The 20973-nt window shown below is 60.6% G+C and carries 19 protein-coding genes and 1 pseudogene; 16 read left to right on the top strand and 4 right to left on the bottom strand.

Going from position 1 to position 20973, the window contains the following annotated elements:
- Window positions 1–167: 167 nt before the first annotated feature.
- From NKH98_RS11470 to NKH98_RS11410, 13 genes and pseudogenes are all read left to right on the top strand, one after another.
- Complete coding sequence (locus tag NKH98_RS11470; RefSeq protein ID WP_352898455.1) at window positions 168–872, top strand: lytic transglycosylase domain-containing protein; 705 nt, start codon at window positions 168–170, stop codon at window positions 870–872.
- Complete coding sequence (locus NKH98_RS11465; protein WP_352898453.1) at window positions 814–1161, top strand: TrbC/VirB2 family type IV secretion system protein; 348 nt, start codon at window positions 814–816, stop codon at window positions 1159–1161. Before NKH98_RS11470 ends, NKH98_RS11465 begins: the two co-directional genes overlap by 59 nt.
- 3 nt (window positions 1162–1164) lie before the next feature.
- The gene (locus NKH98_RS11460; RefSeq protein ID WP_352898451.1) at window positions 1165–1410 is read left to right on the top strand and encodes a VirB3 family type IV secretion system protein; all 246 of its coding nucleotides are present in this window, start codon (window positions 1165–1167) and stop codon (window positions 1408–1410) included.
- A 28-nt stretch (window positions 1411–1438) separates the two neighbouring features.
- Complete coding sequence (locus NKH98_RS11455; protein WP_352898449.1) at window positions 1439–3874, top strand: VirB4 family type IV secretion/conjugal transfer ATPase; 2436 nt, start codon at window positions 1439–1441, stop codon at window positions 3872–3874.
- A complete protein-coding gene (locus NKH98_RS11450) occupies window positions 3858–5033 on the top strand; it encodes a transglycosylase SLT domain-containing protein (protein ID WP_352898448.1) in 1176 nt (391 codons plus the stop codon). The genes NKH98_RS11455 and NKH98_RS11450 overlap by 17 nt, the downstream gene beginning before the upstream one ends.
- A 19-nt stretch (window positions 5034–5052) precedes the next feature.
- A complete protein-coding gene (locus NKH98_RS11445; protein ID WP_352898446.1) occupies window positions 5053–5790 on the top strand; it encodes a type IV secretion system protein in 738 nt (245 codons plus the stop codon).
- Between the two features lie 84 nt (window positions 5791–5874).
- Window positions 5875–6048: a hypothetical protein gene (locus tag NKH98_RS11440; protein ID WP_352898445.1), complete on the top strand. Its 174-nt coding sequence runs from the start codon at window positions 5875–5877 to the stop codon at window positions 6046–6048.
- Between the two features lie 3 nt (window positions 6049–6051).
- Entirely contained in the window at window positions 6052–7089 is a 1038-nt protein-coding gene (locus NKH98_RS11435) for a TrbL/VirB6 family protein (RefSeq protein ID WP_352898444.1), read from the top strand.
- A gap of 97 nt (window positions 7090–7186) precedes the next feature.
- Window positions 7187–7902: pseudogene (locus tag NKH98_RS11430) on the top strand (VirB8 family type IV secretion system protein).
- Window positions 7899–8708 carry a TrbG/VirB9 family P-type conjugative transfer protein gene (locus NKH98_RS11425; RefSeq protein WP_352898443.1) on the top strand — a complete coding sequence of 270 codons (810 nt, stop codon included), beginning with the start codon at window positions 7899–7901 and terminating at the stop codon, window positions 8706–8708. The pseudogene NKH98_RS11430 and the gene NKH98_RS11425 overlap by 4 nt, the downstream one beginning before the upstream one ends.
- A complete protein-coding gene (gene virB10 / locus NKH98_RS11420) occupies window positions 8708–10153 on the top strand; it encodes a type IV secretion system protein VirB10 (RefSeq protein ID WP_352898442.1) in 1446 nt (481 codons plus the stop codon). Before NKH98_RS11425 ends, virB10 begins: the two co-directional genes overlap by 1 nt.
- A 74-nt stretch (window positions 10154–10227) precedes the next feature.
- Window positions 10228–11202 carry a P-type DNA transfer ATPase VirB11 gene (virB11, locus tag NKH98_RS11415; RefSeq protein WP_502894236.1) on the top strand — a complete coding sequence of 325 codons (975 nt, stop codon included), beginning with the start codon at window positions 10228–10230 and terminating at the stop codon, window positions 11200–11202.
- A 27-nt stretch (window positions 11203–11229) separates the two neighbouring features.
- The gene (locus NKH98_RS11410; protein WP_352898440.1) at window positions 11230–13404 is read left to right on the top strand and encodes a type IV secretory system conjugative DNA transfer family protein; all 2175 of its coding nucleotides are present in this window, start codon (window positions 11230–11232) and stop codon (window positions 13402–13404) included.
- A 16-nt stretch (window positions 13405–13420) separates the two neighbouring features.
- Here NKH98_RS11410 and NKH98_RS11405 read toward each other — a convergent pair whose 3' ends face one another.
- Window positions 13421–13816, bottom strand: a complete 396-nt coding sequence (locus tag NKH98_RS11405; protein ID WP_352898721.1) for a YkvA family protein — start codon at window positions 13814–13816, stop codon at window positions 13421–13423.
- A gap of 444 nt (window positions 13817–14260) precedes the next feature.
- Window positions 14261–15883 carry a gamma-glutamyltransferase gene (ggt, locus tag NKH98_RS11400; RefSeq protein WP_352898439.1) on the bottom strand — a complete coding sequence of 541 codons (1623 nt, stop codon included), beginning with the start codon at window positions 15881–15883 and terminating at the stop codon, window positions 14261–14263.
- A gap of 238 nt (window positions 15884–16121) precedes the next feature.
- Here ggt and NKH98_RS11395 point away from each other — a divergent pair, with 238 nt between their 5' ends.
- Window positions 16122–16907: a class I SAM-dependent methyltransferase gene (locus tag NKH98_RS11395; protein WP_352898436.1), complete on the top strand. Its 786-nt coding sequence runs from the start codon at window positions 16122–16124 to the stop codon at window positions 16905–16907.
- Between the two features lie 217 nt (window positions 16908–17124).
- On the opposite strand, the gene NKH98_RS11390 is transcribed toward NKH98_RS11395, so the two are convergent.
- Window positions 17125–18798 carry a relaxase/mobilization nuclease domain-containing protein gene (locus tag NKH98_RS11390; protein ID WP_352898434.1) on the bottom strand — a complete coding sequence of 558 codons (1674 nt, stop codon included), beginning with the start codon at window positions 18796–18798 and terminating at the stop codon, window positions 17125–17127.
- 274 nt (window positions 18799–19072) lie between these two features.
- Here NKH98_RS11390 and NKH98_RS11385 point away from each other — a divergent pair, with 274 nt between their 5' ends.
- Window positions 19073–19234, top strand: coding sequence for a hypothetical protein (locus tag NKH98_RS11385; RefSeq protein WP_352898432.1), 162 nt, complete (start codon window positions 19073–19075; stop codon window positions 19232–19234).
- Between the two features lie 232 nt (window positions 19235–19466).
- On the opposite strand, the gene NKH98_RS11380 is transcribed toward NKH98_RS11385, so the two are convergent.
- A complete protein-coding gene (locus NKH98_RS11380) occupies window positions 19467–19958 on the bottom strand; it encodes a plasmid mobilization protein (RefSeq protein ID WP_352898430.1) in 492 nt (163 codons plus the stop codon).
- Window positions 19959–20282: 324 nt separating this feature from the next.
- On the opposite strand from NKH98_RS11380, the gene NKH98_RS11375 reads away from it, so the two are divergent.
- Window positions 20283–20972, top strand: coding sequence for an AAA family ATPase (locus NKH98_RS11375; RefSeq protein WP_352898428.1), 690 nt, complete (start codon window positions 20283–20285; stop codon window positions 20970–20972).
- Window position 20973: the final 1 nt, after the last annotated feature.

Below are 20973 nucleotides of genomic sequence, written 5' to 3'. Positions count from 1 at the left end.
AAGGCGCAACACGGGCGGCTTGGACGCGCTGAGGTCGCCCGCGCTATGGTCAGCAGCAAAAAGGGGCGAATTACCGACGAGAAAGAAAGCCATGGTTGTAGTCGCTTGTTGACGAGCGGGATTGCCGCGGTTATGACGTAAGTTAAAGTAATAACCGGAGCGACGCAATGGCCAGAGTTTCGTTCGTCGGAATTCTTGCGGCGGGGGTTGCGCTGACAACACAGGGCCATGCGCAGGATGCCGTCCCTCGGCACGCTCTGCAACCGGTAAATGTAGCAGCCCGCATGGCAGCGGCGTTTCGGAACGAGAAACCTGCCGCGTACACCGTGGCGTTGAACCATCAGTCGCCTGAGGCGCAGTCGCCAGCGGCAACCGAGTGTCCGGCAGTCGACAGCAAGGCCGTAAGCGACCTCGTGCGCGCGGTGGCGGCAGAGGAAGGTGTCGATGCTGACCTGGCCGATGCGGTGGCATGGGTGGAAAGCCGGCACGGCGCCGCGCGCAAGCAATCGTCGGCAGGCGCCGTGGGGATCATGCAGCTCATGCCGGGAACGGCGGGCGATCTTGGCGTTCGTGACAGGTGTGATGTCGAGGCGAACGTTCGCGGCGGCATCAAATATCTGAAGCACCTCTACGGTGAGTTCGGCGACCCACTGTTGATGCTCGCCGCATACAACGCTGGACCCGCAAACGTTCGCCAGAGCCGGGGCATTCCGGAGCTTCCGGAGACAGCCGGCTACATTATCAAGGTTCTCAACCGCTGGAAGCTGTCAGCCGTGGTCGGTTCGTCGCAGCCGGCGAATGTGTCTGAGGTCAATGGAGAAGGGAAACTCGAAAATGCGTGGAAGGACGGACATGTTATTGAAGTGGAATAAATTCACGCTGCAGTTCGCGGCTGCCGTTGCAATCGGCACGATTTTACAGCCGGTCGCCGCCTTCGCCCAGGACGCCGCACCCATCGAAGGTGTCTTCGATTGGCTGGTCGGCGTCCTGCAGGGCAACATCGCGCGCTCTATTGCGATCATCGCGGTCTGTTTCCTCGGGTTTATGGCAATGACCGGCCGCCTGGCCTGGCCGCTGGCGTTCTCAATCGTCGTCGGCATCGCTTTCGTGTTTGGCGCGTCGACACTGGTCGATGCAATCCGTGAGACCGCTTCGAGCTAGGGCATGAACGACAACGAAGACGACCTGCCGACGGCCGAGCCTGTGAGCCTCGCCTTAACGCGCCCCTTGATGGTGTTGGGCGTGCGTTACGAGGTTTTTTGGCTGAACGGCTTGGTCGGCGTCGTGTTTTTCATCGCCACCAGCAACATTCTGCTTCCGCCCCTCGTGGCCGTGATCGGCCACGGGGTGTCGGCCTATCTGTGTCAGCGCGACATTCACATGTTCATATTTTCGAGCGCCTTTTTCTGACCAAGCGGGCGATGGGAAACACCTCGTTTTGGGGAGCCAGGAGCTATTCTCCATGAGTATCAACGCTGATCTGAAATACGGCAAGCAGCGCAAAAAAGAGCAGGGCGTGAGTCAACACGTCCCTTTTTTGCGTCATGTGGATGATAATGTATTGGTGACCAAGGCGGGCTTTCTGGCCTGCATCATCCGCATGGGCGGTCTGCCGTTCCAGACGATGGACCAGTCAGAGCTCAACGCCCGTGTCCTGAACCGCAACACCACATTCCGCAATCTCTCGTCGTCGCGCTTTGCCGTCTATGCGACGATCATTCGTCGTCACATTACGCCGGACATCGAAGGTAGCTTCGACAACCCGTTTGTCGCTGAGCTGGACGCGCGTTACATGGAGGCGCTGTCCTCCAAAAACCTGTTCGTCAACGAAGTTTACATGACGGTCATACGCCGGCCGATGGCCGGCAAGATCGGCTGGGTGGACAAGATTTTTGATCAGTTTCGTTTGCAATCGGCCGGCGAGGAAACCCGCGCCGAAGCACTCAAGGAACTGCACGATGTGACCGACAGCATCGTCCAGGATTTCGGCGCCTATGGGGCACGCAAACTTGGGGTGGTCGAGCGCAACGCCAGCGTATTTTCAGAGCCTGGGGAATTTCTAGCCAAGATCTTGGCGGGCGCCGATGAGGTGGAAGTCCCGCTGCCCCGAATGAGCTTGGCTGAGGCGATTCCGACTCGGCAACTGCTATTCGGGCGCGAGGCGATCGAAATCAAGGGGGCAGAGCCCTCCAATTCGAAATTGGCCGCGATGATCTCCATGAAGGAGTATCCTCCCTACACAACGCCGGGCGGCCTCGACGGGCTTCTTCGCTTGCCTCATGAGATCATCATTACACAGTCCTTCGCCCTGGAGGACCGCGTTGCCGCAATAGGCCAAATCCGCAAGATCGGTCGACAGGTTATCGGCTCTGATGAAGGGGGCACCTCAGTCGAGCAATCCGTTCACGACGGCATGGACAAGCTGGCGCAAGGCGAAGTCGTGTTCGGCGACCATCATCTGACCGTTTGCGTGGTCGCTCGGTCAGTTCCGGAGCTCAACAAGGCAATTTCCGACGTGCAGTCGGAAATGTCGCGTCTGGCGATCATTCCGGTACGAGAGCGCATGAATATGGAGCCTGCTTTTTGGGCGCAACTGCCCGGGAATTTCAGCTACATCGCGCGCAAGGCATTGATCTCGTCGATGAATTTCGCGGGACTGTTTTCGGGGCATAATTTCCCGTCCGGCCAGAAGGACCGGCTGCATTGGAAACGTCCGATCGCCCTGCTCGAGACGACAAGCCAAACGGCCTACTATTTCAATTTCCATGTCGACGACGTGGGAAATTTCACGGTTTTTGGCCCGACCGGCTGGGGCAAGACCGTGGCGATGTCCTTCCTGCTGGCTCAAAGCATGAGAGTCGAGCCTCGGCCGCGCTGCGTCTATTTTGACAAGGATCGCGGCGCGGAAATCTTCGTGCGAGCGCTCGGCGGCCGCTATGAAGTTCTGCAGCCCGGTGTTCAAACCGGGTTCGCGCCCCTGCAGCTGGATGACACGCCGGAAAACCGGTCATTCGTCGATACGTTGCTCCAATATCTGCTGAAGCCTGACAACGCCACGTTGGAGCCCGCCGAGATCCGCGTGATCGGCGATGCGGTCGACCAGATTTTCAGGATTCCGAAGGAGCGGCGCGTCTTTTCGATGCTGCCGGAGGTTCTGCGCGGTCGTTTGCAACCGGGGATGAACGACCTGACACAACGGCTCGAGCCGTGGCTCGACACGAAGAGCAGAGGCTGGCTCTTCAACAATGCGACCGACCAACTCGACTTCTCGTCGGCGGTGATCGGCTTCGACATGACCAAAATCCTGAACGAGCCGAAAATCCGCACGGCGGCGCTGCTCTATATGTTTTTCCGCATAGACCAGGAGATAAACGGCGATCCGTTCCTGGTATTCCTCGATGAAGGCTGGAAGCTCCTGGATGACGACGTTTTCGTCGAGTTCATCAAGGACCTGTTGAAGACGATCCGCAAGCGCAACGGCGTGGTCGGCTTCGGCACCCAATCCGCGGACGATGTTGCAAAGTCGGCAATCTCGAACACGCTGATCGAGCAAACCTCCACCAACATTTTCTTTCCGAACCCGAAGGCCGATCAGGAATCCTACCGCAGACGGTTCACCTTGACGGCCAAGGAATTCCGGTTCGTCAGGGAGACGGCGAAGGAAAGCCGCGCGTTTCTTGTAAAGCATGCGTCGGATTCGATCGTCGCCAAACTCGACCTTTCGACGATGCCGGACCTGGTGAAGGTCCTGTCGGGCAACGAAAAGACAGTTCGCGAGTGTGAGGAGCTGCGCAAGCGCTGTGGCGAAGAGCCGACCGCGTGGCTCCCCTATTTTTGTGGATGGGAAACGGAAGCGGATGAGCAGGCAGCGTAGAGCCGGCCCGACGGCCGTATTGTTCGCAACGGCCGTGACGGCGCCGATGCTCACCGCCCCGAGCATTGGTCTGGCACAGATCGCTGTTGACGACGATCCCAACCTCGTCGAGCGGAAAAAAGATGAGTTCCAGAACGACAGTTCCAATGAGGACAAGAAGTCTGAAACTGGACAGCGCAAGGCCGTGGTCTGCACCTACACCAACAAATACCGGAACGAAATGTTTCGGCGCTCGCCGCAACAGGCGCTCGCACGCGATGCGGGCAATGTGTCCCTCATCCGGCACTACGCAAAGAAGTATGGCATTTCGGAAGGATTGGCGCTGTCCGTGTCCTACCAGGAAGCGCGCTTCGACACGTGCGCCGGCAGCCATACTGGCGTGAAAGGCGCGATGCAGCTCACCAAGAGGACGGGCCGCGGCCTCGGCTTCGATCGCGACATCAACGAGCAGAATGTCGAGGGCGGGGTGAAGCTGCTGAGCCAGGCGGTCAAGAAATGCGGCGGAACGAACTACGCATGCCTCGCCTCCTATTACAACGGTTCGACGGCGGCCGAACAGGCCAATTGGGCGGCCGGCGTCGGGCGCTGGCATGGATACTTCAATGAATATGCGGGGTCCGGTAAAGCGCTGGCTGCCGCCCCGCCGCCCTTCAGCGTCGAGGTTAGCGGCACCGCCGCTGCCGGTGCCGCACAGACTGGCGGTGTCAATGCCGTCAACAAGACGGCTGCGGGGCTCGAAGCAAGCGGTGCGCAGCGATCGCAGTATTCCAGCCTAATCGAGACGTTGGCGGCGGGTGTCGGGACCAAGGAAGAATACATGGACGCTTGGGACGAAAACTCCACGGCGCGCGGTTTGAATGCCGATCTGCTCAACCAGCTAGTCCAGGGCTCCGCAGCGGTGAACGACCTGTTGAACGCCCGTCTTCTGCAGCGCAACACCAAGCTTTCTCAGGTGTCTAAATTCGGCACCAGTGAGGGCACGGAAAACCCCTTCACCTGCGATCCCGTCATCCTGGGCAAGCTGGAAGTGCCGGACCATTTGTGGCCCGGCTGCGCCAAACGCGTCGTGGGACCGGGCGGCGCTGAAGAAAACACACTGGTTCCAAATGCCAACGCGGCGGCGGGTGCTTTGGAAATCATGCAACGCAACGCGCAATAGACTGAAAGGAGCCCCCATTATGAAACGGACTGTTGCAGCATCGTTATTCCTGGTCGCGTCGACTGCGCTCGGGAATGCGCAAATCGCGGTCATCGACGGCGCCAATCTGGATGTCGCGCGAGAGAACGCCGAGAACACCAACTCGATCATGAAGAGCAACGAGGACATCCTTGAGAAGTCGCAGGAGATCCTGCAGGCACTTTCCGGGACGCGAAACGGATCGCTCGGCATCGGTCAACAGGGGCTCGGCGGGGGAATGTCGATCGCCTCCGCGCCATCATTCGGATCGGTTCTCAACGGCGGGACGCTTTCCTTTGGCGGGCTTGGTGGTGAGGCGCAACAGATCGCCGGCGCCGTGATCAATGGCCTGCAGTTGGTCAAGCAGCTGAAAGCCGTCATCGAGGGTGAGGACCCGGGCGCTGTAAACAGCCTTTACAGCGGCAGCGTCAACGCCTCGGCGCTGCTGGCCGCACTGACGCAGCAAGCTTCGCAAGGCGTGACGACCCGGGAACAATCGTTGCAGTCGGCGACCGGCCAAATCGGTCAGGCGGAGAACGTCAAGGGTTCGGTGGATGAAAACACGCGCATGCAGCTGGAAACCGCGCGCTCGATCAATGAGCTGATCGGCGTCCAGAACGGCGCGGTATCGGCCCTCAACGAAGACCTGAAATTCCGGCTGACGCAACAATCTCAGGTACAAAAACTGATGCAATTCAAAGACGTTAACCCATTCAAGGATGCGGGCGGCTCACAGTAAATCGTTTGCTACGGAGCGAAGATCGCCGGCATCGATCCGGGGAACGGTGCCGGCGATCGTGACTCTGACGGCGGAGAAAAGCTCATGAATTCTCGGGTGTTTTTGGCGCTGATGATCGCCGCGCTGGCAACTGCCTGCGCAAGACCTGGCCGTGAGCTCAAGGCGCCCTGCGGCCCGATTTCCTCGTATGCGGCCAACGACGAGTGCGGCGCGTTGAAGCCGGCAAACTCGGCATTCGACAAGGTGGTGTCGGAATAAGACATGAGCCCCGTTTCGACCATCATCAGCGACCTTCTGAGCGGTGTCGATCAGGCCGGTGCTCGCTTTGTAGAGGTCCTGTACAAGCGCATCGGCCTTTATAGCGAAAACCTGTTTTTCGCGATGTTGCTTCTCTACGTGGTCATTTGGGGTTACATGCAGATTTTCGGCCGCTCGACGGCCTCGCCGCTGGAGGCCGCGTGGCGCCTCGGCCGCGCGATGTTCATATACTGGATGGTCACGAACTGGGCTCCGTTCTCTGAGACGATCTATACGCTCGTCCAGTCGATCCCGGAAGTTCTGGCCAACCGCATCGTCCAAACGATTTCGTCGACGACCGGCACTCAGGTCTCATCGGTCGATGCTGTCCCGGCAATGTTCGACGCCCTCTACGAAGCGACGTTGCGGGTGGTGCCGGAACTCTACACGTCAGTGTTGACCGATTTCTTCGGCGCCCTTCTGGCGATCATCATCATCATTTTTACCCTGCTTTTCATCGGCGTCGCCGTAGCGGCGATTATCGCTGCAAAAGTCCTTCTTTTCATCATCCTGGCTCTTGGGCCGGTGTGGATCATCATGGCCCTTTTCAATTATTCCTTCAAATTCACCGAAGGCTTTTTCTCCGTCACTGCGAATTTGGTGGTGCAGCAGTTGCTGATCTACGGCTTCCTGGGTTTCTACTACTACATGGTTCAGCTCTCCGTTTCCGCGATGGAGGGCGGCGCCGGGACCGACATAACCGGCAAGCTTTCTCACGTTATGCCACTCCTGCTGGTCACGCTGGTCGGGTTCTATGTTCTGTTACAAATACCCATCATCGCGGGCATTTTGACCGGGAGTGGACCGATAGGTACCGCCGGAGCCATTCACGGCATTCGGCGCTCGGCAAGGGGAACGGTGGACAACGCAGTTACGCGGACCGCGACGCGGGCTGGCAGTTCGCTCCTTAGGAGATCAGCCGAAGGACGCCCCCGATTTGCGGCTGATTTGGGGAAGGCAAGCATTCAACGCGAGACGGCCAAAAACGCGTCCTCGCTATAGGGCCCACGGGCAGACGGTAGAACGCGCCGAATTCGTCATCAATTGCTTGCGATCTGATGGCGGCGAGAAGCGAGTTTGAAAGCAAGGCTAAATTAAAGTGTCAAACGAACCGACTGAAACTGGCTTGGTCGACCAGCGTTATTACCAGCAAGGCAAATCGTGGGAAGACGACACCCATCGCCGTTTACGGCGGTCACGAACATTCGCTTGGCTGCTGGCCGGGGTCTTCGGCGTCATGGCGCTTCTCTCACTGGTGGCGCTCGTCCTGCTTTTCCCGCTCAAGCAATACGAGCCCTATATGGTCGCTGTCGACAAGACGACCGGCTACCTCGAAATTGCGCGAGCCCTGAAACCGGGTGACCTGGCCCAGGATGAAGCGGTCACGGCGGCGAACATCGTGCGCTATATCAGGGCGCGCGAGACCTATGACCCGCGCATGATCAAATCGAATTTCGATCTGGCGCAGCTCTATTCGACCGGAGCAGCCGCCGAAGATCTCGTGCGGGAATTCACGCCCTCAAACCGAACTCCAAAGACAAGCGCTTCGGGACCGACACGACCATCAGCGTCACGGTGAAGTCGGTGTCGTTCCTGAATCGCACGACGGCAACGGTCCGCCTTTCGACCGAAGAGAAACGGCAGAACACGACGCGGCGTGAGCACTGGGTGGCGGTCGTCAAATTCCGTTACACCAGCACGCCGCTCAGGAACGAGTATCGGTTCGACAATCCATTGGGCTTCCAGATCACGGAATACCGGCGTGACCAGGAATCGCTGCCCGAAGCCGCACCGGCCGACAGGACGGTCCAATGAGGTGGCGGCTGAGAACGGTCGCGTTGTCGGCCGCACTTTGCGTTGCGTTGTCAGGCCCGGCGCTGTCGCGCGACAACCGGATTCGCTACGTCACCTTCAACAACGACAATGTCGAGACGGTCCAGGCGGCGATCGGCGTCTCGACGATGATCCAGCTGAGCCCGACGGAAGTAATCGAAACGATTTCGGCCGGCGACACGATCGGTTGGTCGATCGTCCCGAAGAAGGGATCGGGCATCCTGTTCGTCAAGCCGCTGGTCGAAAAGGCCGAGACTAACGTCAATATCGTCACCAACAAGCGGGTCTATTCTCTGCTCCTGGTCGGCTCGCGCGAACCGTCCCTGCGGGCATCGTTCCATGTTCGCTTCAAATACCCTGACGAGGACGTGAACGCGCGGCTCCTCGCCCAGGCCGAAGAAAGCGTCCGCAATCCATCGCTAAAGAACATCGACCCGTCGATGCTGAATTACGACTATGCCTATCGCGGTGATGACTCGCTCAAGCCGCGCGTCGTGTTCGATGACGGAACGAAAATGTTCCTGCAATTCACGGGCGACGTGCCGGCGATCTTCGTTGTCGAGGCTAAAGGCAGTGAGTCCCTGGTGAATCTGCGCACCGAAGGCGAATACACGATCGTCGACAAGGTTGCACAGCAATTTACCCTGCGCGCCGGCGACAAGACGTTGTGCCTGTACAACCGTCAATCCCCATCGCAGCGCTTGCCGGATCCGATTGGAGACATTTATGGCCCGTCGAAACTCGACAAGAAGAGCGAGCGCGGGCAGTTCGATCAGAGGAGCCGCTGATGTCGAACATAGATTATCATGAGCTCGACGGTGGTAGCCCCGTTGCCCGGCGAAGTGCAGGTTTGGGCACGAAACTCGGCATAGCCGCGATCGGGCTGCTTCTGGCCGGTGGCCTGTTGTATATCAATTGGCCGAGCGGGCCGTCCGACCGGAACGCGACATCGAACGAGGACGAAGCTTTCGAGACCTCGACTTTTCAGCCGCGCGAGCTGGCGACGCCGGTGACGGCATTGCCTCCGCAAGACCAGATTGTCATTCCGCCTCCTCAGACACCGCCGCCGCAACAGTCGGCCGACGTCGACCAGACGGTCGCGCCAGGCCTCGATCTCGAGGAGCAGCGGCGTTTGCTTGAACAGCAAATGCGCGAAGCCGAGGCGCGCCGGCTAGCCGAAGAGGACGCCCGTCGCCGCGAGGAAGAGGCACGGTTGGCGGAGGAGGCACGCAAGCGCAAGGAGCAGGAAGAAAAGGAACTGTGGGAACGGCTGCGCTCGAACCAGATCGTCACTGACGGCGAACAGGACGCCCCGGCGGGCGAAGCGGGCGCGGCGATCGCCGGCGACGGGCAGCTCGTTCCTGTTCCCGGGGCAGACCTGGACCCCAACAAGGCGTTCCTCGCCCAGGCCGAAGTAAGTCGGAACGCCAAGGCGACGGCGACGAAGAACTACCGCACGGATGCCGTGATTGCTGAGGGCACCATGATCCGCGGTTTTCTCGAAACGGCGATCAACACGGACCTGCCCGGCATGGTCCGTGCGGTGGTTCGCGAGGATGTGTATTCCCTTGACGGCCGCCGCGTGCTGATCCCGAAGGGGTCGCGGCTGACAGGCGAATACAAGTCCGGCATTGCTCGCGGCCAAACGCGCGTCTTTATCGTCTGGAACCGGATGATCCGGTCCGACGGCGTGTCGGTCAACATCGGCTCGCCTGGCGCTGACAACCTTGGCCGTGGCGGCATGGCAGGTCGTGTCGATCGTCACTGGCTGGAGCGCTTCGGCTCGGCGATCGTGCTGTCGATCGTTGGCGGTGCGGCGGAATACCTTTCGGCGCTCGCCGACCCGAACGGCGGCCAGCGCCAAGAGACCATTACCCGTGTCGATCCTATCACCGGCGAGGTGACAACGATCACGATCGATCCGGAGAGGACGGAAGAGGAAGCCCGCCAGATCGCGATCGAACGCTCCGCAAGCACAATGACCGAACTGGCCAAGGAGGCTTTCGAGGATTCGCGCAATATCCCGCCGACGATCTATGTCGACCAAGGTACGTCAGTGATCGTTTTTGTGCGGCGCGATCTCGATTTTTCGGAACTCTACGCCGATCCGGTCCAGCAAGAGCTGGCGAGGCTGAAGCGCGGCGGCAGACCGCGTGTCGCGATCGACCCTGTTCCCCTCTACATGACGCCAAAGGACAACTGGTTTCCGGCAGCACCTCCGGTGACAAAATGAACATGATCAAACACCCGGCCGCCGCTTCGCCGGCCACATCGTCGGGCCCGTATGCCAAATTCCCGATTTTGGAAATGGAATTGGAACCGCTTCACGAACTGCTACGGCAGGACGATGTGTCCGAGCTTTCCGTCAACAGGCCAGGCGAAATCTTTGTCGAGCGGCTTGGCGCCAAAGAAATGGAGCGGATCGTTGACACCAGGCTCACCGAGAAATGGATTCGCAACCTCGCAACCCTCGTCGCCAGCTCGACCAATCAACAGGTGAATGAAGAAAAGCCGATACTGTCGGCGGCACTCCCCAGCGGCGAGCGCATTCAATTCGTACTGCCGCCGGCGGCACCGGACGGCGGCGCGATTTCGATCCGCAAGCAGGTCATCATGGATATGACCGTCGACGACTATGCCCGGCGCGGCGCCTTCGAAGAAACGCGCATGGGCAATGAGCTCGGCTTGTCGGAAGAGGAAACGGCACTGGTTGAGCTGATCGGCGGCTCTGATCCGATGAAATTCCTGGAGCATGCGGTCAAGAATCGCGTGTCAATCGTTGTTTCGGGCGGCACTTCGACCGGCAAGACGACCTTCTTGAACGCCTTGCTAAAGTTAATTCCTCCGAGCGAACGGATAATCACGATCGAGGATACACGCGAGCTCAAGCCCGTCACGCCGAATACGGTCGCCCTGCTCTCGTCCAAAGGCGACCAGGGCTTGGCCAAGGTCGACGCGCAAAGCCTTCTCGAGGCATCGTTGCGCATGCGACCGGACCGGCTGTTGCTCGGCGAGCTGCGCGGCGCGGAAGCTTTTTCCTTTCTGCAAGCGATCAACACCGGACACCCTGGATCGTTGACCACGGTGCACGCCAATTCGGCGCGCGCGGCCTACGAACGTCTGGCGCTAATGGTCATGCAGGGTGGCGTGAGGCTCTCTCGCGAAGAGATCATGGATTACCTGAAAGAGGTGATCCCGATCGTCGTCCAGCTCTCGCGTCGGGATGCCGGACGGCGGGTGGTGAGCGAGGTCAAATTCACAAAAGCCGAGCGCCTCGGCTGATCCTGGAAGGCGACAAATGAGGGCGTAATGGTGCAAGTCATCAAGGGATTAGTCGTGACGCTCATGGTCTTGGCCGTGGGCGTTGTTTTTTTTGCCATCGCCTATGCAGGCGTCCATTGGTACGAGACAGGCTCCTTCGCCCTAATCCAGGATCTCGACCGGAATCCTTTTGCCACGCTGCGCCGTGCCTACGCCGATGTTGCCATTCTCGGCCGCTATCAGCAGGCGCTTTATGCGGCCGGCCTGGCGCTGATCGGCGTGATGGTGCTGGCCGTCATGACCGTGCTGATGACCCGCAAGGCAACGAACGATGCCAAGTTTCTGAGCCTGGCGGAAGTCAATCGGGCCGGATTGACGAAACGCGGCGGCGTCTTCATCGGCCGCGCGGGCGGCAGCCTCGTGAACGTTGTTGGCGCGTTCACGCAGCGCGGCTCCAACAAGAGGCGGTTGACCAAGCCGAGGCTCGTAGGCGGGAAAAAACTTTGGGTCGACGGCGACGACGTCGGCGGTTTCGTCGTCGGGCCGCCGCGATCGGGCAAGGGTGCCGCGCTGATCATCCCGAATGCCTTGCTGTGGCCGGATTCGGTTGTCGTGCTGGACATGCGCGGCGAGACCTATCAGGCGACAGCGGGCTATCGGTCGACCTTTTCCAAGGTCATTCGGTTCTCGCCGGCCGACGAAAACGGCGATACGGAGTGCTACAACCCGCTCGATTTCATTAGCCTCGACAGCGATCAGCGCGATATCGACATCCGCAACATCGCGGCCGCTCTCTTTCCGCGCCCGACGACAGGCGAAACCTACTGGGTCGACGACGGTCGCATGCTCTTTGCCGGCGTGATCTCCTACGTCATGGAGACGCCCCGCCTCGAGGACAGCCAGCGGACGCTGCGCCAGGCGCTTCGCATCATGAATGGCGCCGACCGGCCGTTCCTGGAATGGATTCAGGCACTCCGCGACGAGGAAGCGAGGGAAATTTCCGACTACACGCTACAGATGCTCGCGAGCTACGCCGACATGTCGGACAAGCAGTTTTCCGGCCTGTTCGGCAGCGTGAGAACCGGTCTTAACCCGTTCATGAACGAGCGGCTTTTGCGGGCGACCGACAGGAGCACGTTCGACATCCGCAATCTCAAGCGGGACAAGGTCTCGCTCTATCTCGACTTCCGGGTCGAGCAGATTCGTTCGATCGGGCCGCTTTTCAACGTCCTAATCACGCACCTGATGAACTACATGGCAAAGGAGGTGCCAGGCCGCGGAGAACACCGCGTTCTCATCCTGCTCGACGAGTTTCAGAACCTCGGAAAGCTCGAGAACGTCATGGAAGCGGCCACGATCCTCGGCGGCTACGGCGTGCCCACCTGGTTCTTTGTCCAGTCGCTCAAGTCGGTGGATACCATCTACCGGGAGGAAGGCCGCAAAACGCTGGTCAACTCCGCGCGTGTCCAGGTGTTTTTTGGCGCGCAGGACGCTGAAGACCTGAAATACATTTCCGACACCCTGGGCGAGCGTACGGAGGTCCAGAAGGACGTCAGCAAGACCCAAGCGACGATGTTCGACATGCATCACGCGCGCACTGTGCACGTGAAGAAGGTGCGTCGACCCTTGATGCGCCCCGACGAAATCCGCACCATGAGCCGGAACAAATGCATCATTCTTCCTCGCGGCTCGCATGCGATTTTCGGCACCCGCAATTTCTATTTTGCCGACGCTGAGCTGTCGAAACGTGCCTGGATGCCGATTCCGGTCTTCAAGGCGGCGGCCGCCAAGGTCGACAAGGAACCGCGAGCCGGCCCGAAAGCAGCACCACAACCGAGTGGTGGTTTTGGCGACATGTTGGTTCCGCCGCGGTTTGCGCGCGCGAACGAAGCGGCGCCTGCGTCCACGCGGCCGCGCGGTGCTGTTTTCGCGGCCAAAGCCGGCCGGCGCCCTCCCCCACCAACGCGTCCCGTCACCGGGACGACCTACATTGCAGCGAACCCCACACCATCAACCAGTCGGCCACCCCTGCCTCGGAACACCCCTGACCTGGCTGCAATTACGCGCGCCGCCGGGCGAAACGACGCAGTATTGACAGAAGCACAGGCAAGGCTTGCGGAGGTAATCAGCCGGGTCGCGAAGGTCGCCGCGAAGGCGGCCAATAACTCGGAAGCCGACGCCGGGTTGCGCGATCTCGAGACGGCGTTGCAGGGGATTGATTAGGCAAGACCCTGCAAAGTCAGTGCGGCGCGCCGCCTTGAAAAACATACCGATAGCTAAGCCACGCTGTCAGTGTGATCGCTACTGCCCAGAGGCAGAAGATCACAACGGCGGCGGTGCGGCTAACGGGGCGCTCCCCTGCAAGAGCGGCGGCAGCTCGGTGCTCCGCCATGACTTCTGGCGGGATCATTTTCACCACGGCCAGAATGCCGAGAGGCAGGAGTATCAAGTCATCGAGATACCCCAGCACCGGAACGAAATCGGGGATCAGATCGATTGGCGAAAGAGCGTATCCGGCAACGCAAAGAGCCAGCGCCTTCGCATACCACGGCGTGCGAGGATCGCGAGCAGCGAGATAGATGGCGTGCACGTCGCGTTTGATCGTGCGCGCCCAGACTTTCAGCTTGCCACCCATTTGAACGAGTGTAGCGGATAATAGGGGCTGCACAATTGGCCAGTGATCGCCGCGCAGAGCGATGAAGGAGGCCGCTAGGGGTAGCGGATTGAGATCATCCGCGCTTCGGCGCAAGATCATCGCGAATTTCGGTTCACATTAATTGCGACTGTAGATTCGCGCCGGCTCACAATAAGTGAGACCGGGCTCAAATTATCTGAGACCAGCTCACGCCCGTGAGACTGAGCGATGCGCTGGCCGTCCGCAAGGTCACAGTAGGGTGGAAAAGCTGCCGTCAGGTTTGCCCACCGGAACGGGCAGGCAGCGCCATGAGCCGCCGTTCCCGGCGGATCTCCGGACCGGACGTTCACGCTCCGGCACGAGTCGACCCTTCTCGGAAGTTCGCGAACCCTCGGTCGGCGTCACGCCCATGACCCCAAAACGGACATCGCCCCCTCGGCGATCTTAATAACCGATCGCGCAGCCGTCCTTGCGAGAATCGGAGCCGCCGATCAGGTTGCCCTTCTCCCAGTCGATGACGATGCCCTGGCCGCCGCCATGCGGCAGCGGACGGACCACGACGTTGTGCCCGCGCGACTTCAATCCGGCGATCGACGCTTCCGGCACGCCGCGCTCCACCTCGGTGACCTCGTCTACATAGAAAACACGGGGCGCGTCGATCGCCTGCTGAATGTCCATTCCGTAGTCGACCATGTTGGTGACGACGTGCGCGTGACCCATCGGCTGGAAGTCCGCGCCCATCACGCCGAACGACATCGCGCAGCGTCCATCGCGCATCGCGAGCGCCGGAATGATTCTATGCATCGGCCGCTTGCCCGGCGCGATGGTGTTCGGGTGGTCCGGCTCGACCACGAATCCCGTTCCGCGATTGTGCAGCATCACGCCGGTCTTCTCGGTACAGATACCGGTGCCAAAGCCCGAGTAGAGCGAATTGATCAGCGACACCGCCGTGCGGTCGCGGTCCACGACCGTGAGATAGATCGTATCGCTCGACGGCGCGGGCGACTTCGGCAGCGGCACGCGCTTGCCGGGATCAAGCAACTTCGCGAGCTTCTTCGCAAAGCCCTTGTCGAGCAGCCCGGCAACCGGCTCACGCATGCAGGCAGGATCGGCGATGTGCGTGTCGCGTACGCCGAACGCAAGCCGCGCGGCTTCGAGCGCGAGATGCAACCGCTCCGGGCCTATCGGATCGAGACTCTTCAGATCGAACTGCTCGAGGATATTCAGCAGCACCAGCGCGGTCAGCCCCTGCCCGTTGGGCGGCAGTTCGACGACATCGAGCCCGCGATAGTTCGTCGAGATCGGCTCAACGACATCGCCCTTGTGGGTCGCGAGATCTTCCGCCGCCAGCAGCCCGCCTGCGGCCTGAACGGTCGCGGCGATGTCGGCTGCGATCGCGCCCTCGTAGAACGTCTTCGCACCGCCTGCCGCGATCGCCTTCAAGGTCGCGGCGAGCGCCGGCAGGCGCATCATATGCCCGACCTCGGGCGATTTTCCGTCGACCAGAAAGTGCTTCACTGAGCCGGTATGCGGCGCGAGCTTGTCGACCATCGTGGCCCAGTCGGCCGCGACGCGCGGCGCGATCGGGAAGCCGTCCGTGGCGTGGCGGATGGCGTGCTGCAGCACCTTGTCGAGACCGAATCGGCCGTGCGCCTTGAGGATCGCCTCCCACGCATCGATCGCGCCTGGCACGGTAACCGCATGCGGCGATGTCACCGGAATCTTGCGCGGCAGGCCCGCCGCGAGCATCCGCTCGGTCGTGGCGGCAGACGCCGCGCGGCCCGAACCGTTGTAGCCCCAGACCGGCGCATTCGGTTTCGCGACGAGGCAGAAGCAGTCCCCGCCGATGCCGGTCATCGCCGGCTCGACCACGCCTAGCGTCGCGACAGCCGCAACGGCGGCATCGGCGGCGGTGCCGCCAGCCTTGAGAACGTCGACGGCAGCGATACTGGCAAGCGGGTGGGAAGTCGCGGCCATTCCTTCACGCGCGTAAACGGGCGAACGGCCGGGAAAATGGAAATCGCGTGGTGTCATGTTGGCTTGAGCAATGCAGGCATGCGCGACCATACACGTAAATGGTGCATGAGCCTATTGGGGCCACTCACCACTACTAAACGTCCGCTCCTGACACGACTAAGCCGATTGAACGAGTGACGGGAAGGGCAGAGAACCACCCCAGCCAGTCGTTCGACGCTCAGCTCGGGCCCCCTGCAGCTCGAATGATTTAACCAGCGAGAGGCGCCAACACCGCCATTCGCTTCTCAAAGTTGATATTGTGAGGCTCAGTCTGGGAGAGGTGGTCTCGATGAGCCAGATCGAAATCCGCTATGACGATGGGGTCGCCTATGAAAAGATGATGGGCACCTGGAGCCGAGCGGCCGGCGAAATCTTCCTGGAATGGCTCGCGCCCTCGCAAGGCTTACGCTGGATCGACGTCGGCTGTGGAACTGGCGCGTTTACGGAATTGATTATTGAACGTTGGGCGCCCGCTGACGTCCAAGGGGTTGATCCCTCTGATGCGCAGCTATCGTTTGCACGGACGCGACCCTTGGGTCAAATCGTCAAGTTTCAATGGGGTGACGCCCTGAGCCTTCCGTTTTCGGAGGCCGAGTTCGATGTTGCCGTTATGGCGCTGGTGATCTTCTTCGTTCCTGATCCCGCCAAGGGCGTTGTCGAGATGGCGCGGGTAGTTCGTCCAGGCGGCATCGTGGCAGCTTACGTGTGGGACATGTTCGGTGGGGGACATCCGCTTGAGATGATGCACACCGAATTGAGCGCGATTGGTTTCCCTCCTGTACATCCGCCGCGTTCGGAAATAACCGGCCTGGAAGCACTGCGGCTATTGTGGCGAAATGCCTCCCTGGATGAGATCGAGACGCGAGAGATCACAGTTCGACGAACATTTGCTGATTTTGAGGAGTATTGGACGACCAGCACGCTCGCGGCTACCGTGCGTCAAACCATCGCCGCCATGCATCCAAGTGATGTTGAGCTGCTTAAAGAGCGCATGCGTGGACGCTTATCCGCGGATGCTGAGGGGCATGTCACCTGCGGTGCCCGTGCGAATGCAATAAGAGGTGTCCGATCTTGATAGGAAGTACTTTCTCCAATCGAGCATTTACATCCTGTTTGTGGGACTTGATGTCCGCCCTGGGTCATGAATACCGGTTTCGGCGAACGACGGTTTTCGGGCCGCCAAATCGTCTCGGGAAGGTCCGGATAGGGTCACTTCGTTCCCTTGACCTCCCATCAGGGATGGTCCGCAAGGGGTCCGACTCACGTCCTCTGGAAGGCTGCCACCCCGCTACTCAACGCTCCCGATCGTCGTCCAAAGAGCGCTGAGTGTCGCGGTTTTGCCGTTCGACACGGTCCGCCTGCTGCTCGGCCTTCTTTCCCGACGCGGCCTGTTTGTCGGGCTGTCGCGGGTTTTGCTCGTTCGCCCGGTCCTGCGTCTTGGCCTGTTGCTCTTTTTTGCGAAGAGAGCGGCCTTCGTCGCGTTCTGTGTCCGTGGCCTCGGTTCCGCCAGTAGCCGCCTGCACCCGCACATCATTCAGCCGTTCGTTCAAGAGGCCGCTCATTTCCTCCCGTATGCCAGCGAGCTCCTGTTTGTCTTCCGTCTTTGACAAGGAGCCGTCGATCCTATCAAAGGCCTTGTTCACCTCCGCGATCTTACGGCGGAGTTCCAATGGCGACAATTCCATGCTCACGATCTCCTGTATGCGGTCAGATAGGCCAATTAGAGTATTAACTTTTTCGACCGACGGCGATAGCGATGTCCCCTCCCCGCGCGACGCCGGCGTCGTGCGAAGGTCGGACCGCTGAACCGCGACCTCGGCGATCGCAGCCAAAAACGCTGCGGCGCCGGCGGCCGCTTGCGACCCGGGCATAGCCGCGCGCGTCATAGTGGCGGTCACCTGCCAGCCACGCGAGATCCCTGCACCATAGGCGGCGATCGTCTTTGCCTCAAAAGCGGCCTGCCGCTTCGCTTCGACGCGCTGCGCGATCGTCGGCGACACAGAGTAACGCGTATCCCGTTTCGATCGTTCGTACGCACCGGCCTGGCGCATGTTGAACGGCCGAGAGGCGGCAAAGTCCATGCGGCTGGTCGCCACCATGCCAATCCCCTCATCGCGGGCCTTTTCGGCGAAGGCCGCGCGCCAGTCGTACAGGTCCGCTTTGCTGAAATGCAGCTGCCGGCCGCTTTCCGAGCGCGCAAGGATCATCGCGTGCACGTGGACGTGCCCGGTCTCCGGATGATGCGCGATCGCCCATTTGTGGTCCGGAACCTTTTCGGCAAGCACGTTCTCGGCCGCGCGCAGCAACGCACGCGCGTCTGTGCCGGCCTTGGCCGAAAAGACGACGTGATAAACGTTGCGCGGCTCCACCGTCTTGAAATCCGCCTTCCACGACGCATAAAGCGCTTCGGCTGCCTTATCCGCACGCTGGCCGGCCGGCAACTCTTCGCCGTCGGACTTGATCACGCCGGCGTTGGCACGAATGAATTTCTGCAAAAAATATTGGCCGCCTCTTTCGGTCGAAACGGCCGCTTTGATCTCGGCCTGGCGGACGACGCCGGCGTCCTTCAGCCGGGCCGTGATTCCGTCATCGGCCCGTTGCAGGACCCCTCCCCTGCCGTTTTCGTGGTCGAGTTTCTGCAACGCCTTTGCAAGTGCCGCCGCTTTCATATCGGTGTAGGCATAGACCTTCACGGTGCTGCCGGCGCGCGCATAGACGAACGGCTTGCTGCCGAACGCGGCATTCAATGCGTCGTGCAGATCATCCCGGCCGGGATCGCCGGAGAGGTTGATGTCGACCTCGATGAAATTCGTGTTCTGGAATGGCTCGCGAAAGTCTTCCTGCCACTCCTCCAGAAGCGCCCGCCGCTGTTCGCGGGTCTCGACACTGAGCCCCGAGCTGGTGAAGACCTCGATATCGCGTTTCTTGCCGTCCTCATCGGGCCTGGTGCCGAGATATTCGAGCAAGGCGCCGGCAGCACCCTTCCTCCCGGCTGTCGAAATGACCTTGAACAACGCTGGCTGCGCGCCGGCCGCGGTCGCGGCGCGCGCCGCGATCGCCTGCGATTGGCTTGGCCCGCGCGTTGTCTTGGCAAAGGCGACCGGAACCGGGTGGCCGCCACCGCCGCCCCCTCCCCGTCGCCGTCCTTCATCCTCGTCATTGGCGACCGCAAGTGCTGCGACTTTGGTGAAAACTGCGATCGGGTCATTTTGTCCCGCAAACGGCCGTAGAGCGGCGGTGATGGTTGCCGATCCGGCGACTGCCGCCGCCACTGTGAGCGACGCCGGCGCGCCTGGCGTTGAAATTCCAGTGGCAGCGAATTTCACGGCTGTCGGCGCGGCCGCTTTTGCCATCGCCGACGTGGCCGCCGCTGCGGCTGGAAGCTGCGCCGACGGACCGTAAGTGGTGCCCTTCCTTGTTCCAATCGCACGCCCGGCCGGTCGCGTTGCCGCAACATTGTCTATACTCGGTGCAGCCAGCGGCGAGCTCCAGGCGGCAACCGTAGCCGCATAAGCCTTGCGCCGGATCGCCTCGGCCTCCGACAGTCCATCCGCGATTCCCGCATCGGCCGCCGCCGGCGCGGTACCGCCAAGCATCTCGTCTATGCTGAGCGATAGGTTGTCGAAATGCCCGCTCATTGATGGGTGCCCCGGCGCGCCCGGGCTGGCCGCGCCATGTCCGCAAGTCGTTTGTTCATCGGTTGCATCATCCCAAGAAGCGCCGCGAGGCTTTTGGCGAGAGCCGGTTCGTAGCCAACGCGACCGGCATTCATCGCGCGGACGGCCTGATTGAGATTGCCGCCGATCTTGCGCAACTGCTCCTGAAGCCTTTCGACTGCCGGACGATCGACGTCCGCAACCGGCAGAAACAGTCCCGTTTCGGCGCGCAACAGTCGCCGGATGACTTCCGATTCCGGCAATCCTTCGCGTGCGCTGACCGCGGCGAGCGCCGCTTTTTCCTCAGCGGTGACGCGGAAGCGGACGACTTCTCCGTAGCTGGCGGTCTTCAGGGGCACGATCTTGTTTTTCCCCCATGTTTTCCGACCTAAGCCCGCAACGCGGGCGCGCAAAAGAGGATTTGTTCCACAAAACTCGCTATCCTGCCAAAGAAGAAATACCTTAAACATGGGGGAGAAACAAGAGAAACACATGCGCCGCTTTCGGGTGCATTTCATTTTCCTCCTACGCGCTGCTGCGCATACATCGTTTATAATGGCGCGATGCTTTAGCTCTATAGTGGTATTACTCTATGCCATTGTAGCGGCATATCAACACACCATCACAATGGCACAGCGTCACGGCGGCACAACGCTGCAATTAACAGCGGCATAACGTCATGCCGCTACGGCTCTGCAGCGCCATAAATTAAAGTATCAACTCGCTTGAAAATTGCAGCGCCGCAACGTTATAAATCAGAACGCTATAGCGCTTTCTGCGAAGGACGGAGCCTGATGATCATCACTGTTGCCGTGGCAAAAGGCGGCGTTGGAAAATCCACCCTCGTGCGTGCCATGGCGAGCGTCGCCACACATCAAGGCCACCAGGTTTTTGTCATTGACGCTGACGAGCGCAAGAACATCGATCGCTGGTCCATGCTGCTCGACCGCTTCGGCAACAAGCCCGAAAATCTGGAGATCGTGGCAGTCACGACGCCGACCGACATCCTCGCGCTCGGCCAGGAACAGGACAGGAAGGGCAAGCTGGTCATCATCGACACCGAAGGCAAGACCAACGACGAACTGACCGCAGCGCTTTTTGCTGCCGATATCGCCGTGGTACCGGTGCATCTTGCCATGGACGACATTACCGCGGCTCATCAGCTTGTGAACGGGCACATTCCCCTAGTCGCCGAGAATCGCGGCTTTGCCCTGCCGGTGATGTATGTCTTCACGAACAACACCGTCATCGACAAGCGGGCAAGGGCGCTTGCCGACTTGCGCGAGATCATCCAGCAAGACGGCACACGAATTGCCAGTGAGGAAATGCCCTACCGTATTGCTTACAAGGACATGCAGACCGGCGCGACGCTCTACGCGGGCGGCCGGGTGGACCCGAAAGCCATTGTCGAATCCGAGGCAATATTTGCCGAGATTGTCCGGTACGTGATTGAGGCCGCCAATCGGTCGGCCGCAGCGGAGTGAC

This window comes from Mesorhizobium sp. M0833 (assembly GCF_040319905.1).
Taxonomy (GTDB): Bacteria; Pseudomonadota; Alphaproteobacteria; order Rhizobiales; family Rhizobiaceae; genus Mesorhizobium.
The sequence above is the reverse complement of the archived record's forward strand: the minus strand, read 5'-3'. Positions and strand labels throughout refer to the sequence as shown.